At 52.0% G+C, this 20,820-nt stretch carries 21 protein-coding genes; 9 read left to right on the top strand and 12 right to left on the bottom strand.

Going from position 1 to position 20,820, the window contains the following annotated elements; translation table 11 throughout:
• Positions 1-259: 259 nt before the first annotated feature.
• The 5 genes from G006_RS0105485 to G006_RS0105465 form a co-directional block, all read right to left on the bottom strand.
• Positions 260-1,261 (bottom strand): DJ-1/PfpI family protein, encoded by a 1,002-nt coding sequence (locus G006_RS0105485; RefSeq protein WP_020482168.1) that lies wholly within the window; start codon positions 1,259-1,261, stop codon positions 260-262.
• 137 nt (positions 1,262-1,398) lie between these two features.
• Positions 1,399-1,803, bottom strand: coding sequence for a hypothetical protein (locus tag G006_RS0105480; protein ID WP_020482167.1), 405 nt, complete (start codon positions 1,801-1,803; stop codon positions 1,399-1,401).
• Positions 1,804-1,853: 50 nt separating this feature from the next.
• Entirely contained in the window at positions 1,854-2,315 is a 462-nt protein-coding gene (locus G006_RS0105475; protein ID WP_020482166.1) for a methyltransferase family protein, read from the bottom strand.
• Positions 2,302-2,796, bottom strand: a complete 495-nt coding sequence (locus G006_RS25030) for a protein tyrosine phosphatase family protein (protein WP_152428807.1) — start codon at positions 2,794-2,796, stop codon at positions 2,302-2,304. The genes G006_RS0105475 and G006_RS25030 overlap by 14 nt, the downstream gene beginning before the upstream one ends.
• 252 nt (positions 2,797-3,048) lie before the next feature.
• Positions 3,049-3,810, bottom strand: coding sequence for a helix-turn-helix transcriptional regulator (locus G006_RS0105465; RefSeq protein WP_020482164.1), 762 nt, complete (start codon positions 3,808-3,810; stop codon positions 3,049-3,051).
• Between the two features lie 386 nt (positions 3,811-4,196).
• Between G006_RS0105465 and G006_RS0105460 the strand changes: the two genes are divergently transcribed.
• Together G006_RS0105460 and G006_RS26935 are read left to right on the top strand one after the other, a co-directional pair.
• Positions 4,197-5,201: an ABC transporter substrate-binding protein gene (locus G006_RS0105460; RefSeq protein WP_160167659.1), complete on the top strand. Its 1,005-nt coding sequence runs from the start codon at positions 4,197-4,199 to the stop codon at positions 5,199-5,201.
• 6 nt (positions 5,202-5,207) lie between these two features.
• Entirely contained in the window at positions 5,208-8,432 is a 3,225-nt protein-coding gene (locus G006_RS26935; RefSeq protein WP_020482162.1) for an EAL domain-containing protein, read from the top strand.
• Positions 8,433-8,923: 491 nt separating this feature from the next.
• Here G006_RS26935 and pntB read toward each other — a convergent pair whose 3' ends face one another.
• Positions 8,924-10,312 carry a Re/Si-specific NAD(P)(+) transhydrogenase subunit beta gene (gene pntB / locus G006_RS0105450; protein WP_026146868.1) on the bottom strand — a complete coding sequence of 463 codons (1,389 nt, stop codon included), beginning with the start codon at positions 10,310-10,312 and terminating at the stop codon, positions 8,924-8,926.
• A 10-nt stretch (positions 10,313-10,322) separates the two neighbouring features.
• The gene (locus G006_RS0105445; RefSeq protein ID WP_020482160.1) at positions 10,323-11,879 is read right to left on the bottom strand and encodes a Re/Si-specific NAD(P)(+) transhydrogenase subunit alpha; all 1,557 of its coding nucleotides are present in this window, start codon (positions 11,877-11,879) and stop codon (positions 10,323-10,325) included.
• Between the two features lie 158 nt (positions 11,880-12,037).
• On the opposite strand from G006_RS0105445, the gene G006_RS0105440 reads away from it, so the two are divergent.
• Genes G006_RS0105440 through G006_RS0105425 form a run of 4 tightly spaced genes read left to right on the top strand, consistent with a single transcriptional unit; the run spans position 12,038 to position 15,562 of the window.
• Entirely contained in the window at positions 12,038-12,964 is a 927-nt protein-coding gene (locus G006_RS0105440) for a GGDEF domain-containing response regulator (protein ID WP_020482159.1), read from the top strand.
• A gap of 3 nt (positions 12,965-12,967) precedes the next feature.
• Positions 12,968-13,894, top strand: coding sequence for a hypothetical protein (locus tag G006_RS0105435; RefSeq protein WP_020482158.1), 927 nt, complete (start codon positions 12,968-12,970; stop codon positions 13,892-13,894).
• Positions 13,891-14,568 (top strand): HAD family hydrolase, encoded by a 678-nt coding sequence (locus G006_RS0105430; protein ID WP_020482157.1) that lies wholly within the window; start codon positions 13,891-13,893, stop codon positions 14,566-14,568. Before G006_RS0105435 ends, G006_RS0105430 begins: the two co-directional genes overlap by 4 nt.
• A 34-nt stretch (positions 14,569-14,602) precedes the next feature.
• Positions 14,603-15,562: a beta-ribofuranosylaminobenzene 5'-phosphate synthase family protein gene (locus G006_RS0105425; protein WP_081607952.1), complete on the top strand. Its 960-nt coding sequence runs from the start codon at positions 14,603-14,605 to the stop codon at positions 15,560-15,562.
• 8 nt (positions 15,563-15,570) lie between these two features.
• Here G006_RS0105425 and soxZ read toward each other — a convergent pair whose 3' ends face one another.
• Positions 15,571-15,879, bottom strand: coding sequence for a thiosulfate oxidation carrier complex protein SoxZ (soxZ, locus tag G006_RS0105420; protein WP_020482155.1), 309 nt, complete (start codon positions 15,877-15,879; stop codon positions 15,571-15,573).
• Position 15,880: 1 nt separating this feature from the next.
• The gene (locus G006_RS26930) at positions 15,881-16,339 is read right to left on the bottom strand and encodes a thiosulfate oxidation carrier protein SoxY (protein WP_020482154.1); all 459 of its coding nucleotides are present in this window, start codon (positions 16,337-16,339) and stop codon (positions 15,881-15,883) included.
• A gap of 122 nt (positions 16,340-16,461) precedes the next feature.
• Here G006_RS26930 and G006_RS0105410 point away from each other — a divergent pair, with 122 nt between their 5' ends.
• Entirely contained in the window at positions 16,462-16,656 is a 195-nt protein-coding gene (locus G006_RS0105410) for a hypothetical protein (protein ID WP_020482153.1), read from the top strand.
• 97 nt (positions 16,657-16,753) lie between these two features.
• Here the strand turns inward: G006_RS0105410 and G006_RS0105405 are convergent, their stop codons facing one another.
• The 3 genes from G006_RS0105405 to nagZ are packed head-to-tail and all read right to left on the bottom strand — an operon-like array spanning position 16,754 to position 19,045.
• Positions 16,754-17,494: an S-methyl-5'-thioinosine phosphorylase gene (locus G006_RS0105405; protein ID WP_020482152.1), complete on the bottom strand. Its 741-nt coding sequence runs from the start codon at positions 17,492-17,494 to the stop codon at positions 16,754-16,756.
• A complete protein-coding gene (locus tag G006_RS0105400) occupies positions 17,491-18,036 on the bottom strand; it encodes a hypoxanthine-guanine phosphoribosyltransferase (RefSeq protein WP_026146866.1) in 546 nt (181 codons plus the stop codon). The genes G006_RS0105405 and G006_RS0105400 overlap by 4 nt, the downstream gene beginning before the upstream one ends.
• Positions 18,029-19,045, bottom strand: a complete 1,017-nt coding sequence (gene nagZ, locus G006_RS0105395; RefSeq protein ID WP_020482150.1) for a beta-N-acetylhexosaminidase — start codon at positions 19,043-19,045, stop codon at positions 18,029-18,031. Before nagZ ends, G006_RS0105400 begins: the two co-directional genes overlap by 8 nt.
• 62 nt (positions 19,046-19,107) lie before the next feature.
• Here nagZ and G006_RS0105390 point away from each other — a divergent pair, with 62 nt between their 5' ends.
• On the top strand, positions 19,108-19,515 hold the full coding sequence (locus tag G006_RS0105390; protein WP_033194064.1) for a flagellar basal body-associated FliL family protein: 408 nt from the start codon (positions 19,108-19,110) through the stop codon (positions 19,513-19,515).
• 220 nt (positions 19,516-19,735) lie between these two features.
• The gene (locus tag G006_RS0105385) at positions 19,736-20,812 is read left to right on the top strand and encodes a PA0069 family radical SAM protein (RefSeq protein ID WP_020482148.1); all 1,077 of its coding nucleotides are present in this window, start codon (positions 19,736-19,738) and stop codon (positions 20,810-20,812) included.
• Positions 20,813-20,820: the final 8 nt, after the last annotated feature.

Below are 20,820 nucleotides of genomic sequence, written 5' to 3'. Positions count from 1 at the left end.
GCTGCAACGGATTCATATAGTCGATAATCAGATTTTTCTTCGTCTGGGCCTTCCCTACTTCGTGCCGAGCAATGCGTTTCGGCCGATAATCGCCCCAATTCCAAGCAAGCTAACAGGCCGTCAAACCGAAGCAGTTTTTCCTTGGACGCGCAGTTTTCCGCAGCCTGACCCTTAAAGTTTACTATAAGTCATGTTTACATTAACCAGCTACTCACATCAGTTACATCAGAGTCTAAAAAGTTAGGCATGAGGCATTGAACTACCGTCGCGGATATTCGAATTGCAGGGCCACAAAATCGGCAGTCGGCGCACCATAGCGTCCGGCAATACCTTCTATTGCCGCATCCAATGCGCTCGCCGAAGTGCCGGCATAAACGGGTAGGACATATCGACCCAACTCGGAGCCGGCCTCAGTTTCCATGAGCAAGCCGTGGCGGGATCGCACCGCACCGCTTACATTCGTCGCCAATGCTTCGGAGCGAAAGGTTCGGGACCACGCATCCGCCATGAGTGCCACGGAAATTTCATCGAAACCGCCGTCAACGGGTATTTCGACAACCTCGTGTCGCCACACGGCGAGCCAATTGCCGGCTGCGAGAAAGATGCGGTCTGCGGTTAGAGTGAACGCAGATGTATCGTGATCGATTTTCCAAGTGCTCAGTCCCAGTCGTTGTGCAGTAAGCTCGGCAGCATGCCGACCGGCAATCGCTTCGACCAGCGCCAACGATGCCGGCAGGGAAGCGCTGATACCAGTGGTCGTCATCACCTGTCTGTCAATAACGAAGCGTTGGTTATGCACCCATGTCGTACCAGGAAATGCTTTAGCCATTTCCTCCAAACCCGACCAGTGTGTGGTCGCCGCTTTGCCTTCGAGTAGTCCTGCATGCGCGATAACTCGTGCGCCCTCACAAATCGATACCACTGTCGCGCCCTTTTCGGACTGGGCTCGCACCCAGTTGAGCAACACCGGATTTTCCGCTCTATCCATGGCGGGAACAATCAGAATGTCGGCTCCGTTCGGGGTTGATTCGTCGAATTGCCCTATCGTCATATCCGCGCGTATCTGTAGCGCAGGCATCAGCTCAACCGTGCCAGGCTCAGTCGAAACCGTCACCACATCTGCTGCACCGGATTCCTTCAAGACCCCGTAAGGAATGACAAAATCCGTGGTTTCTGTACCGGCATTGTCGGCAAGTATGACGACCAATGGACGTACACGCCGGTCTTTCGGTGCCGGAAGGGTGAGCGAGTTATTCGTCATGTCAGCGATTTTCGCGTGAGTGGAATCTGCGCCCAGGCATGATCGCGTGCAGTACGTTGACGCTGCAAGCAGCACTATCGCGAAACTGGTAATTTTTATCAAAGCGGAACAATTCATTTGCTTTCCTCAATCATTGGTCAATGCGCATTTGCAATGACTTTTGAATGCCGCAAAAGATAGGCGAGATACGCTGCGGCCACCACATCGTAGGTCAGGCAAAACATTGACCACCAATTAGGGACGCCTGGATTGGAAATGAGATGGCCGTGAAAGAAATCAAATATGCCATGGGTAACTAACGCAAAAACGACAAACCACAAATTGCGTTTGAAGCCAAGAACAGTGGCACCTAAAAATACGGCCATTACGACTGACTCGCTAAGGGCAGCCTGAAACGAGCCGCCCATAACCGCAAATAAACCATAGTAGGATGCAATCACTACCAACACGGTTGGGTAGAAGCTACGTTCTTTGTCAAAGCCGACGAGTGAAGCGAACAACGAAACAACTAAGGCGATGATAATACCTGCGAGATATTCCATTTTGGTTCCAGCTATCTAATGTTTGAATTTAGTGACCGTCGAGTCATGTCTTATAGCCATCTCGGAACGGACTGCGTGTAGGTGACGAAATGTTTGCCGAACTTTATAGACAGCGCCCTCTCCTCGGGTGAAATTTGAAAGCGATTCATATAGATAACAAAAGCTGGCAAGAAGATAAATCCCGCGGCATGCGCAAGAAAGAATGCCCAGCTACCTAGCGTAAATAAGAAGCCGACATACATGGGGTTCCGACTGAAACGATAGATGCCCGAGCTAACCAAGGTAGACGCGGCACCCGGTCGCGTTGGATTAACCGTTGTCTTGGCAGCACGAAATGCAATGACGCCGGCAACAGCGAAGACGATGCCAGTACCGCACAATGCAATGGATATGATAAGACGTCCGGGAATGGCGAAGGACATAACCGGAAACTGCACTGATGCAAGCCACATTGCGCCTGCAATGAAAAGTGACAAAGCGACGGGAGGAATTTTGAGTTCAAGTGTGTTCATGAGATGAAGATTCCGGCTGATATAAAAACTTTAATGCAGGGTTAGAGTGCATACTCAAAGCATTACGAATGAATGTTTGCCATGTCTGATTGGGCACCCAAACCTCCAGCATTGTATGGGCTGATTCTTCCTCACTCTCTAGGCGACATAATCTCCTATAGAGGTATATAAAAACCGATACCCGCATGTTTTTTGCGCCATGCACCCAAACATTGCGCTTTTCGAGGGCCTTGAGTGTGCTGAAAAACTGCGTTAGCCGATGAAGCTCGGGTTGCTCCCAAGCTACGGGAATATGAATGTAGGTAATTCCTTGCCGTGTAACAAATTCAGCCTCACCGGATAGGGCGTTTGATGACGTTGGGGGAGCCAAATTGATCACGGCGTCTATTCCAAGGTCCGTCAGACTTGCAATGTCCCTTTCAGATAATTGGCCGGAAGTCCAGAGCCAGTCAAATACTTGATGAATGTTTTCAGCGTCCATGAATGGTATCTTGGGGCTCATATCAGCTAATCAGACTTGTCCGGACACTTGTTGCGCACCCGACCAGCGAACTGCGGGCAAAAATATTTTGCTCTATGGTTTTTTGGCTGCCAACGCTAAAGTGCGAACATGGACAGGGGGCGCAGTGACGGAGAATTTCATAGGCTTTATTCATGAGATGTTTCCTTTCAAATTGATTTGATGCGGGGCCTAGTCTACGAGCTCACATCAGCTACGGCTTGAACGAAACGGCTATTCGCGCTGGAAACTAGAAGGCGCAATCCCGAACATGCGCTTGAACGTCCGCGAAAAATGCGCGGAGTCTGCAAATCCGCCGGCATACGAAGCCTCGGTCAGATTGCTGCCAGATGCTAATGCAGTGAGCGCGATTTCGATGCGCAGCCACAGCAGGTAGGGCCGAAACCGCATACCTGTTTGCTCAATGAAGAGATGGCGAAAGCGATCTGGAGAAAGACAGGTGGCATTAGCAATATCGGCAAGCTGAACCGTTTCACCGATATTCTCACGCAATAGTTCCACAGCATATTCAATTCGCTTATCCAGCGCTACCACCGGAACCGTGGTCATTGCGGCAAGTTTGGTAATCACGAATCGTGCGCAGGAGGCGAGTTCTGAATCTAGGGAGCCCTCCATGTAGGAGGCGGCGAGGGCTGCACGTTCGAGTTTAAGCGTTCCAAAGGCAAGCGCCGAAATCCCCTCACCGAGATATAACTGGTGTAGCACCCGTCCCTCGCGTGACTCCGGCTCAACAAAGATCATCGCAACAAACTCGCCACGCGCCTCGAATGCGTGAGGCTGGTGCGCAGCGATGATTGCCGAATTATAGGCATTCCAGTTTCCGTCGGGGCGCCGAAATCGCACCCCGCCTTCGGAGAATGACAACGTGATCTGGACTGCATGATGGGAATGAAAATCCGTGGGCTCACCAGCTCGACCGATCCACAGACTCCCTCCACGCCAAAGCACGATACGCCCGATTCCTGTCGTCTTCATTTCATACTACTCCGAGCTATACCGATTGGCAGGGCCGCAGGCTGAGTGGAGCGGTAGCGTACCCAGCTTAAATGGCTTCTAGTTGGGTTTCATTATCATTCAAACCAGACTACTTCCACGAACGCAGATTCAGCTTATTATCCAATTGCGGACCAGCCGATTTCAACTAAGCAACTAAATCCATCTTCAATCAATTTGGCTACTGACCGATGAAAAAACACTAACGCCCATGCTAATCAACAACATAGAGCGATTCATCTTTTCTGAAAGTGTTTGGTTAACCATGCGACTTGTTATATAACAGTCGCGCTTCAGCGGTCGCGCACCATGACTGGTCCGCTATTGTCTCTGGGCTTAATTTGATCGTTTTTGAGAGTATTGAACTAGTGTTTTATGTCACACAGGGCGCAAAATCCATCCTCATATTAATTTACTGCACGCTATTGGCCGCCTGCCAAGAATCGTCGCCACAATACCCAAAGCCCGTCAGCAAAATCACTGTAGCCTTCACTTATCAACCGGAATCCGTGCTGATGCATGTCGCCATGGCGCAAGGCTATTTTGCCGAGGAAGGATTGGAAGTTGAACCTCAAATACATAGCTTCGGCAAGGCCGCCTTACAATCGGTGGTTGAGGGGAAAGCCGATTTCGCAACCGTCGCGGAAACGCCCTTGATGTTCAGTATATTGCGTGGAGAAAAGGTCGCCGTAATCGCCAACATCGTCACCAGTTCAAGTAATCATGCGATTGCGGCCAGACAAGATGCCAGCATCTCCAAACTCTCGGACTTAAAGGGCAAGCGCGTGGGCTTTACTCCCGGCACCACATCCGAATTTTTTCTGGATTCAATTTTGACGGCATCCGGCCTGATGAGATCCGAGATTGAACCAGTCGCCCTAAACCCCCAGGAAATGCAGGAGAGTATCACCCTTAAAAAGGTCGATGCAGTTTGCACCTGGAACTACCCGCTGATACAAATTCAACGGCAACTCGGCTCTGCTGTGACGGTTTTTTACGACCGGGACATCTACACCGAAACTTTCAATATCGCTGTCCTGCAAGCGTTTATCGAAAAAAACCCGAAAACAATCAAAAGTTTTCTGCGCGCCTTGCTCAAGGCCGAACGTTTCGTGGCCGAACAACCGGATGCGGCTCAAACCATTATGGCAAGCGCAACCAAGGTCGAGTTGGGGCTGATCAAGAGTGTCTGGGACGATTTCAATTATGAGCTGACACTCGATCAAACTCTGCTGATTACCCTGGAAGATGAAACCCGATGGGCAATGAAAAACCGGCTAACCGATCAAGTCGTGATGCCTAACTACCAGCAATCTATCCATCTGGATAGTCTGGCGGCTATCAAACCTGCAACCGTAACCCTATACCGTTAGACCAGCATGCGGGTCATCAAACGCTTACAAATCCTGTCAACTTCGACTATCACCGCTGTGATCGTATTATTGCCTATCCTGTTCTGGGCGTACGTGCATTATCAGCGTGAAAAAAACGACTACGTGCTGGTGGACCAACTCCGCCATGGTTTTTTCGAACTGACTGTCTTCAGGGACCAATATTTCCTGTATCGCGAGGAACGGGCGCGAAGGGAATGGGACATCCACAAGGAAATAGTTAATCAGCTTATAGATCGGATTACGGCTCAACACGGCCACCAAGAAGATGAACCTGTTTTTAAGGATTTGCGCAGGAGTTTTAGCGAATCCGCAAATATTTTTCAGCGCATTGTCGAAAACAGCGAGTCATTAAAAACCGCAACCGATAAGCGAAGCATTTATGAGGAATTAGATCATCGACTCATTAGTCAACTGCTGCTAAGGTCCACCAAGAGCCTCAATTTGGCTTCAGCCTTACTGGATATCAGCACCCGGCGGGTAGAGAAAAGTTACCAATATTTGGTTGGCATTGTCAGTATGTTCGCCTTGCTGTTGGCACTGGCCACCATTCTGAGCTCGATGCGACTCAGTAGGTTGATCAACAAGCGATTATTGCCCTTGCATCAAGGGGCTAAGAGGATTGCAGGGGGCAATCTGGATTACCGTATTATCTGCGACGGTACGGATGAGTTTAGCGAGCTTGCCGCTTCTATCAATGTGATGACGACTCGCTTGCAGACATTTACCGAGCAGCTTCAGGCGGAAATCGTCGAACGAGAGCGCCTTGCACAAGAAAGGGAGCAGTATTTCCGATTCTTCCGACTCACCACGGAGCCGATGTGTATAGCCGATCCCAAAGGTTGTTTCAAGCAAGTCAATCCCGCATTTATTTCGCTGACAGGCTTTGACGAAAGCGAGTTGTTGACCCAGCCTTTTATAGACTTTGTGTTTGCCGAGGACAGACAAAAAACCGAGGATGAAATGACACACCAGATATTGGGTCAAAAATCCATGGCTTTTGAAAACCGTTACCTTTGCAAAGATGGCAAGTTGGTTTATTTGTCTTGGACGGCTTATTTTGATCGAGTCGACGGAGTAACCTATGCTACGGCACGGGATATTACCGAACGTAAACACGCAGAGGCCCAACTGGCCGAAAGCGAATTTCGCTGGAAATTCGCAATCGAAGGTTCCGGCGACGGCGTTTGGGACTGGAATATCGTCACGGACGAGGTGAATTTTTCCCAGCGTTACAAGGAGATGTTAGGGTATTCCGACGAAGACATTCGCGCGGTTAAACAGGAATGGGCTGATCGGCTTCATCCTGATGATCGAGCCGATGTCACCGCAATGCTTCAGGATTATCTGCTTGGCCAGATCCCGAATTATTCCATAGAGTTTCGGATGAAATGCAAGGATGGCAGCTATAAATACATTCATGCGCGCGGCATGCTGGTAAGTCGTAGCCACGACGGCAAACCATTGCGAATGATTGGGACGCATACCGATATCACCGAGCGTAAGCAAGCCCAACAGAAACTGCAGCTTGCCGCTAGTGTTTTCGCGAATGCTCGGGAGGGAATCATGATTACCGAGACAGACGGGAGGATCATTGAAGTCAACGACGCATTCGTCCAGATTACCGGCTACAGTCGCGAAGAAGCGGTTAGCCGTAACCCGCGCATTCTAAGTTCCGGTATCCATGGTAGTGACTTTTATACTAGGCTTTGGCGTCAATTGCTTGAGAACGGCCACTGGTATGGCGAGGTCTGGAATCGACGCAAAAATGGCGAAGTTTACGCCCAAATGGAAAACATCAGCGCGATACGAGACGCTCGAGGCAATGTCTGCCAATACGTGTCCTTATTCTCTGACATCACCACCCACAAGGAGCATGAAAAAAAACTGGAACATATCGCGCACTTCGATGCCCTGACCAACCTCCCCAATCGCGTGCTGTTAGCCGACCGCCTGCGGCAGGCCATGGCGCAGACGGATCGAGATCAACGGTTGTTGGCGATAGTCTATCTGGATTTAGACGGTTTCAAGGCCATTAACGATACCTATGGACATGCGGCCGGCGACCGGTTGTTGATGGCTGTTTCCGAACGGATGAAACAAACCCTGCGCGAAGTAGATACCTTGGCCAGAATTGGCGGCGACGAATTCGTCGCGGTGTTACCGAATATGCCCGATACGGCGTCGAGTATCCCCATGCTAAACCGGTTGTTAGGCGCCGCCTCCAAACCGATAGAGACTGATGATATTGCGTTTACTGTTTCGGCCAGTCTAGGAGTAACCTTTTTTCCACAGGTCGACGATGTCGATGCCGACCAACTCCTACGTCAAGCCGATCAGGCCATGTATCAGGCCAAACTGGCCGGCAAAAACCGATTTTATATGTTCGATGCCGACCAAGACATCAGTATACGCAATCATCATGAATCACTGAATCGTATCAGGCAGGCTTTAGTTGCAAATGAGCTGGTGTTGTATTACCAACCCAAGGTGAATCTTCGTACTGGAGGCGTCATTGGTGCGGAAGCGTTAATCCGCTGGCAACATCCGGAAAGCGGCCTGCTCCCACCGTCCGCATTTCTGCCGATAATCGAGGAGCATCCGCTGGCTGTCGAAATTGGCGAATGGGTAGTAGACACGGCGCTAACCCAAATACAGATCTGGCACAACGCCGGGTTGAAAATACCGGTTAGCGTCAACATCGGTGCCCGCCAGTTGCAGCAAAAGGACTTTGTCGACCGTCTGCGACAGTTGCTGGTGGCCCATACAGCAATTAGTCACAATAGCCTAGAGCTTGAGGTACTGGAAACCAGTGCGCTAGAAGACATTAGCCATGTTTCCGATGTCATTAACGCCTGTAGCGAGATGGGGGTGGCATTCGCTCTGGATGATTTTGGCACCGGTTATTCGTCTCTAACCTATCTGAAACGTTTGCCGGTCGCAATGCTGAAAATTGACCAGAGCTTCGTGCGCGACATGCTTGACGATCCTGACGATCTGTCCATTTTGAATGGCGTCATTAGTTTAGCCGCCGCTTTTGGTAAGCAGGTTATTGCCGAAGGCGTTGAAAGTCAGAAACATGGGGACTTATTGCTGCAACTCGGCTGTGAGTTGGCACAAGGTTATGGCATAGCCAAACCCATGCCTGCTGAGGAAATGCTTGATTGGCACACTAATTGGAGTAAACAACCTCACTGGCCCGATCACCCTTAGCGATTTTTCCTGGATTGCTTTCCTGGGTTTGGTAGCTAGGAAATTGAGAGGATTCAACATTTGACGATAGTCATTAGAATCTCAAATGAATGGAGAAATTAAGAGCATAACAGTAGCGGCCAAAGGCTGCTATTTGGCCGTTTGGTTGAGGTCGACAACGTCGCCTTTGTAGTCCTCCAGTTCGCAGAGTCTGGCTTCGGTCGACTGGCGGCTTTGGAGAAACTCGAGTGGCAAAAATGGGTCGAAATTTGGCCGTCAAAATCGTCAGATGGCTTTGGGTCTATCTAGCCATGGCAGTTTGAATGTCCCATGAGCGGAACAGCGTATCAACTCCTGTGCCGAACCTTGGTCAATTCATATTGCGGCAATGGAAAGCATTCCGGGAAGGCTGAATAATCCTCCCAATATTTAAAGATAAAGCCCGCCATTTTGTTTGACGTAATTGCCAACAACTAAAGTTGGCAATTACGGGTCGATAAGTTACCTCAGATTTAACCCTGCAAAGCCTTCAACAACCCCTGCAATTTGTCGTTGGCATCGCCGAACAGCATGCGGGTGTTTTCATGCACGAACAGCGGGTTGCCAACGCCGGCGTAACCGGAGGCCATTGAGCGTTTCAGCACGATGGTGTTTGCACCTTTCCAGCATTCTAGGACCGGCATGCCGGCTATCGGACTGTTGGGGTCGTCCAAAGCGGACGGGTTGACGATGTCGTTGGCGCCGATGACGATGGAGACATCGACATGCGGGAAGTCTTCGTTGATTTCGTCCATTTCAAAGACGATGTCGTACGGGACTTTCGCTTCAGCGAGCAACACGTTCATATGCCCCGGCATGCGCCCGGCGACCGGATGGATGGCAAAGCGGACTTTTTTGCCGCGACTGGTCAGGAATTTGGTGATTTCGTTGACTGTGTGCTGCGCTTGCGCCACGGCCATGCCATAGCCGGGGATAATCACGATGTCTTTGGCGTCCAGCAACAGTTGCGCGGTTTCTTCGACTTCAATGGGCTGTACGTCGCCAACCACTTCCGCGGCTTCGCCACCCGCGCTGCCAAAGCCGCCGGCAATGACGCTAAGAAAATGTCGATTCATGGCGCGGCACATGATGTAGCTCAGAATCGCACCGCTGGAGCCCACTAAAGCGCCGGTGACGATCAGCAAGTCATTACTAAGCATGAAACCGGTCGCGGCCGCGGCCCAGCCGGAATAGCTGTTGAGCATCGATACCACCACCGGCATGTCGGCGCCGCCGATGGCCATCACCATGTGTACCCCAAATACCAAGGCGATCACGGTCATAATCGCCAGCGGAATCGTCCCGCCGCCGGATTCTGCCGCACTCAAAAAGCTGCCACCCAAGATCACGGTGGCGACCAACATGGCCAGATTCAACCAATGCCGCGCGGGCAGCAAGATCGGTTTGCCGCTGATGCGACCGCAGAGCTTGCCGAAGGCGATGACCGAGCCGGAAAATGTCACCGCACCGATAAAAATACCGATATAGGTTTCGACTTCGTGAATGGTTTTCTCTGCGCCGACCAAGCTGTTGGAATGATCCATGGCGTTGGCGTAACCGACTAATACCGCCGCCATACCGACCAAGCTGTGCATCAATGCCACCAGCTCCGGCATTTGTGTCATTTCCACCTTGGCGGCGGCTTTGGTACCAATGAAGCCACCGATCAGCAAGGCAATCGTGAGTATCACGTAGGCGGTCACGCTGCCGCCGAATACCGTGGCGACAATCGCAATCGCCATGCCGGTCATCCCGTAATAGTTGCCTCGGCGCGCCGTGTCCTGCTTGCTCAGACCGCTGAGGCTGAGTATGAATAGAATCGAGGCTGCGATGTACGCCATCGTAACTAGACCGTTTGACATGTAGCTCTCCTTATTTTCTAAACATTTCAAGCATGCGGCGCGTCACGAGAAAGCCGCCGGCAATATTGATGGATGCGATCAGAATGGCCACCGCGGACAAAATGCCGATTATCGAGTCAGGCGAGGATACCTGCACCAAGGCACCGATGACGATAATGCCGCTGATGGCATTAGTCACGCTCATTAACGGCGTGTGTAGCGACGGTGAGACGTTCCAAATCACTTGGTAGCCGACAAAGCAAGCCAACACAAACACCGTGAAGTGCGACAAAAATGAGGTAGGTGCCGTCGCGCCGACCGCAAAGAACACCAGAGCAGCCAATGCTATCGGCAGCCATTGTTTTATCGGTTCCGGTATTAAGGATTTGGTTTCGACAGTGGCTGCCGCTTCGCTCGCTGCCGCCTGTTTGGGCGCGGCAGATAGTTTGGGCGGTGGTGGCGGCCAGGTGATATTGCCTTCCTTAATCACGGTAGCGCCGCGAATCACCTCATCCTCCATATTGATGACGGTGTTGCCGTCCTTGCCGGGAGTGAGATCGGTGAGCAGATGCCGCAGGTTGGTGGCGTAAAGTTGGCTGGATTGATTGGCCAAGCGGCTGGGTAAATTGGTGTAACCAATGATAGTCACATCGTGTTTGACCACTACCTGATTTTTCTCGGTCAAGGCACAGTTACCGCCTTGTTCGGCGGCCAAATCCACGATGACGCTGCCGGGTTTCATCGACGCCACCATCTCGGCGGTAATCAGCTCGGGCGCGGGCTTGCCAGGGATCAAAGCGGTGGTGACGATGATGTCTACTTCCTTGGCTTGCTGGGCAAACAAAGCCATCTCCGCTTCGATAAATTCCTTGGACATGGTTTTGGCGTAACCGCCGGTACCGGTGCCGTCTTCGTGAAAATCCAGCATCAGAAACTCGGCGTCCATACTTTCAATTTGTTCTTTTACCTCTGGGCGGGTGTCGAAGGCGCGGACAATGGCGCCCATGCCTTTCGCGGCGCCGATAGCCGCTAGTCCGGCTACGCCGGCGCCAATCACCAACACTTTCGCGGGCGGGATTTTACCGGCAGCGGTGATTTGGCCGGTGAAGAAGCGGCCAAAATGCTGGGCGGCTTCCACGATGGCTCGGTAACCGGCGATGTTGGCCATGGAGCTGAGTGCATCCATTTTTTGCGCCCGGGACATGCGTGGCACGCTGTCCATCGCCAATACCGAGACTTTTTTCGCTGCCAGTTTTTGCATCAGCGCTTCATTTTGCGCCGGCCAGATGAAGCTGATTAATTGTTGGCCTTCTCGCAGTAAGTCGGCTTCGTCGATAGCCAACTGCGGATGAAATTCGGGCGCCCGGACTTTCATGACAATGTCGCTGTTTTGCCATAGTTCCTGTGCCGAGGCGACGACTTGTACGCCTGCCGCGCGATAAGCGTCATCGGAAATATTGGCATTGTCGCCGGCACCGCTTTCCACCAGTACTTCAAAACCTAGTTTGATGATTTTTTCAGCGGCCTCTGGGGTGGTAGCGACGCGTTTTTCGCCGTCGTGAACTTCTTTTGGAACACCGATTTTCATGATTTCTCCTAAGGTTTGGAGGGGAATAACGGACGGTTATTAGGCTGAAAAGCCAGCGGGCGAGGATAGGGGATTGAACCGGTTTTATCAATTGTTTTCTGTGAGCCCTGCGAATTACGCTAGAATCCTAGAGTCTGCTTAAGCCAACTAGAAGAACAATGAAAATATTGGTGGTCGATGATAGCAAAGTGATCAGGCAGCTGGTTGCGGAATGCCTAAAAGAAATGGGGCATGCGGTGTCCTATGCGGAAAACGGTTCCGAAGCCTTGCAATATGTCGCCGACCACGATGTGGACTTGATTCTGATGGATGTGGAAATGCCCTTGCTGACCGGTATAGAGGCCACTAAAGCAATCCGCGAGTTAAAAAAGGCTGATTGGTTTCCCATCATTTTTTTTACCATGCATGACGATGATCAATCGTTTGTCAACGGCATTTTGGCCGGCGGCGATGCCTATCTGCCTAAACCGCTGAATCCTACCCGATTGCGATTGACAGTGATCGCGATGGAGCGGATTTATGTGATGCGGCAAAAGCTGCAAACAACCCAGCGCGAATTGCAGGCAGCCAATCTGGAATTGGAGCGTTTATCATTGCGCGATCAATTAACCGGCTTGGGCAATCGCCGCCATTTCGATAGCAATCTATCCATGCAGTTTGCGCTGTCCCGCCGCAATAAAGCGCCGTTGTCTTTGATTATTTGCGATATCGATTACTTTAAGAAATACAACGATACTTTAGGGCACCCGCAAGGCGACGGGTGTTTAATTGCAGTGGCGAAAGTTCTCACGGAGCAATTGGAGCGTAGCAGCGATCTCATTTGCCGTTACGGTGGCGAGGAGTTCGTAGCGATCCTGCCCGATACGTCGTTACAACATGCGCGTGTACTCGCTGAAAATATTCGCCGGCAAGTTTTTGAAAAAAACTTCGTTTACGGCGAGACTGAGACTCAGTGTATTAGCCTGAGTTTGGGGGTGGCAACCTATGTCGGCCAATATAGAACTGCGCTGGAGATGTTGGAAGCGGCGGATGCCGCTTTGTACAAGGCCAAGCAAAGCGGTCGTAACCGGGTGGAAGTCAATTAAATCGTGTATCGAGCCAAAGATTTTATAGAAACTGCGGAAGGATTGATTTTTGCCGTCGTAGTTCAGGGCCAGGAAAATGGGAAGGTTTTATGTTTTCTGCGCTACCTCTGCCTGGCGGGCGTTTGGCGTAAGGTCGACACTGCGCTGGCGAACCGTCATCTTGAGCAATATTGCCCGCAGTATCTGCATTATTCGGCGCTGCTCGATGCGCATTTACACGCCGTGCCTAGCGCCGCTATTGTTCGGCATTACCAACCTCAAAAAATATTGCAAAGTTTGTTGGCTGACGAACCCGGCGACCCGGTATTGGCCGATTTGCATAAACTGTGCGGCTTGTTGCGGGCCAATGGCTTGGCACTTAGCCGATTCGGCGTGACCGGCTCGCTGCTGGTGGGTATGCAAAAACATAGTTCCGATATTGATCTGGTTTGCTACGAGCGCGGCGAGTTTCATCGTGCGCGCAATATCGTCCAAGCCTTGATTGCCGAAGATCGTTGCCAAGCATTAAACGATGAAGATTGGTTGGAGGCTTACCAGCGGCGAGCCTGCGATTTTGCCTTTGACGACTATGTCTGGCATGAGCAGCGCAAATACAACAAGGGCATGATCAATGGGCGTAAATTCGATTTGTCGCTGGCGATTGCCGACCCGGAAGCACAGGACAGAAGTTACCGTAAACTGGGCTTTGTCACTATCGACGCCGAAGTGTGTGAAGACCAATTCAGTTTCGATTATCCCGCTCGGTTTGTTATTAAGCATCCGCAAGTCGATAGCGTGGTGTGTTTTACCGCGACTTATAACGGTCAGGCGCAAGTCGGCGAACGGATTCGCGTGGCCGGGCAGTTAGAAGTCGATCAAGACGGTGTCCAGCGCATAGTAGTCGGTTCGAATCGGGAAGCCATAGGCGAATTTATTAAGGTCATCCGGTGAAGGAACGGGGCTGGCGGGCGATTATTTTTGATATGGACGGTCTGGTTTTGGATAGTGAACCGACTTATGTTAAAGCTTGGCAGGCCGCTGCCGATGAGCTTGGTTTTGCGATGCCGGCGGAATTTTGGGATGGCTTGACCGGTTGCTCCGGAATGACGGTGACTCGGCGTTTGCAGGAGCAAAGCGGGATTCGTTTCAATCTGGAAAAGTTTCAGCAATTAAGTAGCGTTTATTGGCTCGCGCATGTGCAGCACCACGGTATCGCCGTAAAACCGGGTCTTTTTGCCGTATTGGAGGTATTGGCTAAGTACCGTTTGCCGTTCTGTCTGGCCACTAACAGCGCACTGGCAGCGGCGCAACAGTGCTTGGCCTGGGCCGGATTGTCGGATGTTTTTTCGTATATTGTTGCCGGCGATATGGTCGCCGCGGCAAAGCCGGCCCCGGATATTTTTTTGCGCGCTGCCGCAGAACTGGCACAACCGGTTGAGGACTGTTTGGTGCTGGAAGATTCGCCGACAGGCGTCCGCGCCGCTCTAGCCGCTGGGACGCCCTGCGTCTTCGTGCCGTCATTCCATCCGGCGGATGCCTGGGCTGTCGAACACGCCGATTTTCTAATGGAAGATCTACACCAAGTGGCCGATTTTATCTCGGCCCGCCAACATCATCCGCTATAATGCCGGCTCCTTAGTATTTGACGGAATCCAGGTGGTGAAAGCGCGGTACCAATCAGTCACGGTCATAGCTCCGGCTCGCTTACATATGGGCTTTATCGATTTAAGTGGCGCGTTGGGGCGGCATTTCGGTAGCATCGGTTTGGCGCTGAACGAAATCAATACCAGGCTCACCATAAGCGCGGCGGATAGCCTGCAAGTCAGCGGTCCGTCAGCGGAGCGCGCCCTGAAATGTACCCGGCAATTTTGTCAATTGCTAGGCGTTTCCGATGCACTCAATATCACTATCGATAATGCCATCCCTGAACACATTGGATTAGGATCCGGTACGCAAATGGCTTTGGCTGTTGGTGCCGCGTTGAATGCTTTTTACGATTTGGGTCTGTCGGTGCGGGAAATAGCGCAACTCTCCGATCGCGGCGCGCGTTCCGGTATTGGTATCGGTATCTTCGAAACAGGCGGCTTGGTAGTGGATGGCGGTCGCGGACCGGACACCAAAACCCCGCCAATGGTCGCGCAAATGGCGGTGCCGGAAGACTGGCGATTTATTTTGGTGTTCGATCAACGCGGCCAAGGTTTGCATGGCGAACAGGAAGTCAGCGCTTTTCAGCAATTGCCGCCGTTTCCGCAAGCCCAGGCCGAGCGCTTATGTTACTTGCTGTTGATGCAGGGTTTGCCGGCTCTGGCGGAATGCGATCTTGATAAATTCGGCGAAGTGATTACCTCCCTGCAACAGGCGGTGGGTGAGCATTTCGCGCCGGTACAGGGCGGGGTGTTTACCAGCCCGGATGTCGCGGCGGCAATGGCTAGTCTCGCCGTGCAAGGGGCCGTGGCGATAGGCCAGACCTCGTGGGGGCCGACCGGATTTTGCGCGGTTGCCAATCCGCAACGGGCGGCAGAGTTGCTGGCGCAGTTGGAACGGCAATTCGCCGCATCGCCGTTAAGTTTTTTGGTGGCCAGCGCCCGGAATCAGACCGCCGAAATTATTCTTAACTAGCCTTTGCTTCAGTCGAGCACGTGCTCCGCGTGATCTTGGTTTTGTCTATTGTCAGCCCATTCGGCGCTGAGCCTATCGCCGCTGTTTGCTATCAATCTAAACGTAAAAAACGGATTTTTGGAGATGCTGCCGGCCATGTTGGTGGTTAGGATTAGTTGATCGTTTAATTTAACCACCAACCGCTCGATAAAATGCGCCGGAATCAATTCGCCGTTAGCGTCGCGATTGCGGCCGTTTTCCATCGGATGCGTAATCAGCAATTTAACTTCTATGTAGCCGTCGCGCCGTTGGCTTCTGATTTTTATGCTGTTGTTCATCTCAACCTGTTCCACAGCCGCCGCGCATCACATTCACCCAACGGCTGGTGCGCAATAGCTCTCCGTTATGTTCCGCAAGCAAAATCACGTTGCAAGATTCGGCTAATTTAATCCGCGCGGTGATGAAGGGTGCTATCAGTGGCGTGAGTTCGAATTCCGCCAGCAGCGGCGTAGGATTTTTATCGGCGAATAGATACAGTTTCTCGATGCCGTCCAGCTCACTAGCAATGCTCACCGGCACCACTGCGCCATCTTCGGCAATCTCGGGCAGGATCAAATTGAGTTTATCGCTATCAATCACCGTTCGCTGATCGATAAGCTGCGAGTAGAGGGCGACGAAGTCGTCGGCGGCAAAATGTTTCGCCAACCTCTCGGCAAGTGCGCTTGCGGATTTGCCGGTCAATAAAGTCCCGGCCAGCAAAATACCGGAGTGCTTTAGAAATAGGCGGCGACTAGGCATAAATTTTAATAACCATAAAAAGTTTGATGTATATCAAAAAATTTAAGCCTCGGCTTGTTATCTTTTGCCCCGTTGAAATTTTTTCAGCACCACCATCACAAACAACAAAAGGAAGGTACAAAATGAGTGAAGTACAAGAAAAAGATAATTTCTGGCTCTATATCGTCATTGCTGTCGTCTTGGCGGCTGGCGCTGTACTGATGGTAAAAAATGCCGAGCATGATAAATATGCTACCGCGGCAAAAAATATCGCCGAAGACTCCGCCAACTCAGCTTACCGCAATGATGTACTTCACAGCGGTGGCGCGAAAAGATAAGCTCTTTTCAGCGTTTCGGGAAATGTAATCTGCGTTTCCCAAATTTGCGGATTTTGGTGGGGCATCCGGGCCCCGTCAAAATCCGTTTCTGTTTCTGCTAGTCGTTAAACAATACCGTTGCTTTCAGCAAGGCGATGGCATTGGCCATGCCAACTTCCAAGTTTTTCTCGATCTCGGCCATGGTGATTTCACCCTCCACCACGCCGGCCGCCCAATTGGCTACCACCGAGATATTGGCATAAGCCAAGCCCAGTTCCCGTGCCAGCGCTGCTTCCGGCATCCCGGTCATGCCCACCAAGTCGCAACCGTCGTTAGCCATACGTTTGATTTCGGCTACAGTTTCCAGCCGCGGCCCTTGGGTGCAGCCGTAAGTGCCTGAGGGAGTTATCGAAATGTTTGCCTGTTGCGCGGCTTGCATAATGCGCGCGCGTAGCGACGGTGTGTAGGGCTCGGTGAAATCGATATGTGTGACATGCTCCAGATCGTCGGCAAAAAACGTATGCTCCCGGCCGTAGCTGTAGTCTATCAATTGATCCGGAATGGCAATAACGGCCGGTGCCATCTTTGCGCCGATACCGCCGACCGCCGCGACGCCGATAATCTCGGAAACGCCCAGCTGTTTTAAACCCCAGATATTGGCCCGGTAGCTGATCTTGTGCGGCGGAATCCGGTGCGGATTGCCGTGTCTGGCCAGGAACACCAATTTCTTGCCATTTAGCTCACCAAGCAGATAAGGCGCGGATGGTTCGCCGAAAGGCGTGGTCAGGCGTTCTTCACCAGTGATGGTGAGTTCTTCGATTTGGGTGAGGCCGGTACCGCCGATGATAGCTAATGTCATAACACGTCCTTGCAGGCAAATACGCCTGGCGCATTTCTAAGATAACCCTTGTAATCCATGCCGTAACCAAACAAATAATGATTGGCGACCTTGAGACCGATAAAGTCGGGCTCGATGGGCTTGGTAACTTGCAAATCTTTGTCGAACAGCGCAGCGGTATAAACGGCGCTGGCACCTTGCTCCCGGCAATATTCGACAATAGCATGCAGCGTATGGCCTTCGTCGAGAATATCGTCCACCACCAATACCGTACGGCCGGCCAACGGTGTCGTGGGTTTAAACAACCAATGTATGTCGCTGCCCGAGGTGGCGTTGCGGTAACGGCTAGCGTGGACGCTGTCCAGATTTAACGGAAAGTCCAGGCGGGGCAGTAATTTGCCGGTAGCGATGATGCCGCCGTTGATGACGCACAACACCAACGGATTGCTGTCTTGCAGTTTGTCGGTGATCGCCGCCGCCATGCCGTCCAACGCCGCTTCGACTTCCTCGGCGCTGTGTAGCAACAGCGCGTGTTGTTTAACGATGCCGATTTCTTCAAGCATGGGATTCATAAAACTCCGTGATTTGTTTGGAAACAGTTTGCCATTTGTCATTTTTTACCAAGGCATCTTTGTCTAGCCGGACTTTGCCGCGCATCGCTTGCAGGCGTTGTTCGCGTTGGCTGTTGTGGCTGATAGGCAGTTTATCCAGCACTTGCTCCGCAGCTGCCGAATTATTGCAAACCAGCAGCATATCGCAGCCGGCTTGCTGGGCAAGGCCGGCGCGTTCGGTGAAGTCGCCTATGCTCGCCGCACCTTCCATACTTAGATCGTCGCTGAAAATGGCGCCATCAAAGCCCAGTTCGCCGCGCAGAATGGTCTGTAACCAGAAACTGGAAAAGCCCGCCGGATAGCGGTCCACTTGCGGATAAACCACATGAGCCGGCATGATGGCTTCCAGGCCTTGCGCTATCAGTTGTTTGAACGGCAATAGATCTTGCCGGCGGATGGTTTCCAAGTCGCGCTCGTCGACCGGCAGCGTCAAATGCGAGTCCAGCGCCACCGCGCCATGACCCGGAAAGTGTTTGCCGGTGGCCGCCATGCCGGCGCTACGCATGCCTTGTCGAAACGCGCCGGCCAGTTCTCCGGCTAATTTCGCGTCTTGGGAAAAGGAGCGGTTACCGATGATCTCGCTAACGCCGCAATCCACATCCAGCACCGGCGCGAAACTAAAGTCCACATCCACCGCCAGCAGTTCACTAGCCATCAGCCAGCCGGCAGCTTCTGCCAACTCTGGTTTCTCGGCGTAAAATGCTGCCGCCGGCAAGCGGGTAAAGCCGGTTTGAAAGCGTTGCACCCGACCGCCTTCCTGATCGACGGCGATCAAAATGTCGCCATGACGCGCGGCGCGGATTTGTTTAATCAATTCGGCGACTTGCCGAGGACTGTCGTAATTTCTAGCGAACAGGATTAACGCGCCGGTATTGGGATGAGCAATTTTTTCTTTGTCCAGCGCGCTGAGGCTGTGGGCCTCTATGTCTATCATGACCGGGCCGATAGCTTGTGGTTTCATGGTGATAAATGGTGAAAATGGAATATACTTTTGGTCTAACCATCACATTATATGAGGAAACCGTGCGAACATTTATATTGTTGATCAGTTTGATGCTGTTACCGACTATGACTTGGGCCAATTCCGGCGAGAAGAAAGCCGACGAGAGCGCAGGTCCGGTTATTGAGTATGTGGAGATGAAACCTAAATTCACCGTCAATCTGGCCGAGCCTAAAAAATATTTGATGCTGAATGTGCAACTACTGGCGGAAGGCGCCGAACACGTCGAAAAAATCAAAAAATATATGCCGGTTTTACGGCATGAGATGATCATGATGCTGAGCGGCATGAAAAGCGCCGACTTGCAAACCATGGAACAGCGCGAAGCGCTGCGAATGAAGACCAAACAATTGATCACCGATTTGTTGACCAAGAGTCAAAATAGCGACGGCTTTCGCGACGTGTTCTTTTCGGAGTTTTTGATCAATTAGTGGTCCCGATAAACCAACGGCCTGAATTTAAAAAGCTTGCAGCGATGCGAGCTTTTTTTTGCACGGTCATTTTTCCTATTAGACTGAATCTTCGACTAAGCCTCAGACCCGGCTACCCAATGCCATGGGCGGACTGCTTCGAAAAACCCATGAAGCTTGAATTCGCGTGTGATCGGTATAATCCCCTTACTCAAATTATGTGCTGCTTGCAGATGAAGCTATGTCTACGCCATTAATTTATAAAGGTCGCGCTAGTATCAGTAATGTCGCTGGGCGCTTTGAACGGCAAAGCGCGGTGGCTGAGGACGATGGTTGGGGCAGTCTGGATGCGGCACTTCCGCCGCTGCCGACCGAAGTGATCATCGACAGCACCAAATCGGTGATTACTTACAACGATTCGCCGGATATACCGTTCGACAGGTCGATAAATCCTTATCGCGGCTGCGAGCATGCTTGTATTTATTGTTTTGCCAGGCCGACCCATGCTTATCTGGGTTATTCCGCCGGACTGGATTTCGAAAGTAAAATTCTGGTTAAGCCCAATGCCGCCCAATTACTGCGGGAGGAACTAGCCAAGCGCAGTTATCGCTGTGCGCCGCTGGCGCTGGGCACCAATACAGACCCTTACCAACCGCTGGAACGGCAACAGCGCATCATGCGGCAAATTTTGGAAGTGTTGGCCGAGACCCGGCATCCGGTCAGCATCGTCACTAAATCGGCGTTGGTCGAGCGCGACATTGATGTTCTCGCGGACCTGGCCGGGCAGGGTTTGGCGTCAGTTTATCTGTCGATTACCACCCTGGATAGAACGCTGGCGCGAACCTTGGAGCCGCGCGCTGCGGCGCCGCAACGGCGGTTGGAGGCTGTCGCCCGCTTGCGGGCAGCGGGGATTCCGGTTGGGGTGATGGTGGCGCCGCTGATTCCGGTGCTGACCGATTACGAATTGGAAAGCATTGTTGGCGCCGCCCATCAAGCCGGCGCACAGAGTGTGCAATACATCCTGCTGCGCCTGCCATTGGAAACCGCCGACTTGTTTGCGCAATGGCTGGCGCAACACTACCCGCTAAAAGTCGAGCATGTCATGAATCGGGTCCGCGACAGTCGCGGCGGCAAAGCTTACGATGCGGCGTTTAATCAACGCCAGTCTGGCAGCGGCAGTTATGCCGATTTGCTTGCGCAGCGCTTCAAGTTGATTACCAGAAAGCTGCAACTAACCCGTTCGCTGCCACCGCTACGCAGCGATTTGTTTCGCCCGCCAAACTTAGGCGGACAAATGAGTTTCGATTTTTTCGATTGACCCCAAAG

This window comes from Methylomonas sp. MK1, from assembly GCF_000365425.1.
In the GTDB taxonomy this organism is placed as follows: Bacteria; Pseudomonadota; Gammaproteobacteria; order Methylococcales; family Methylomonadaceae; genus Methylomonas.
This window is presented reverse-complemented; position numbering and strand designations above follow the sequence as displayed.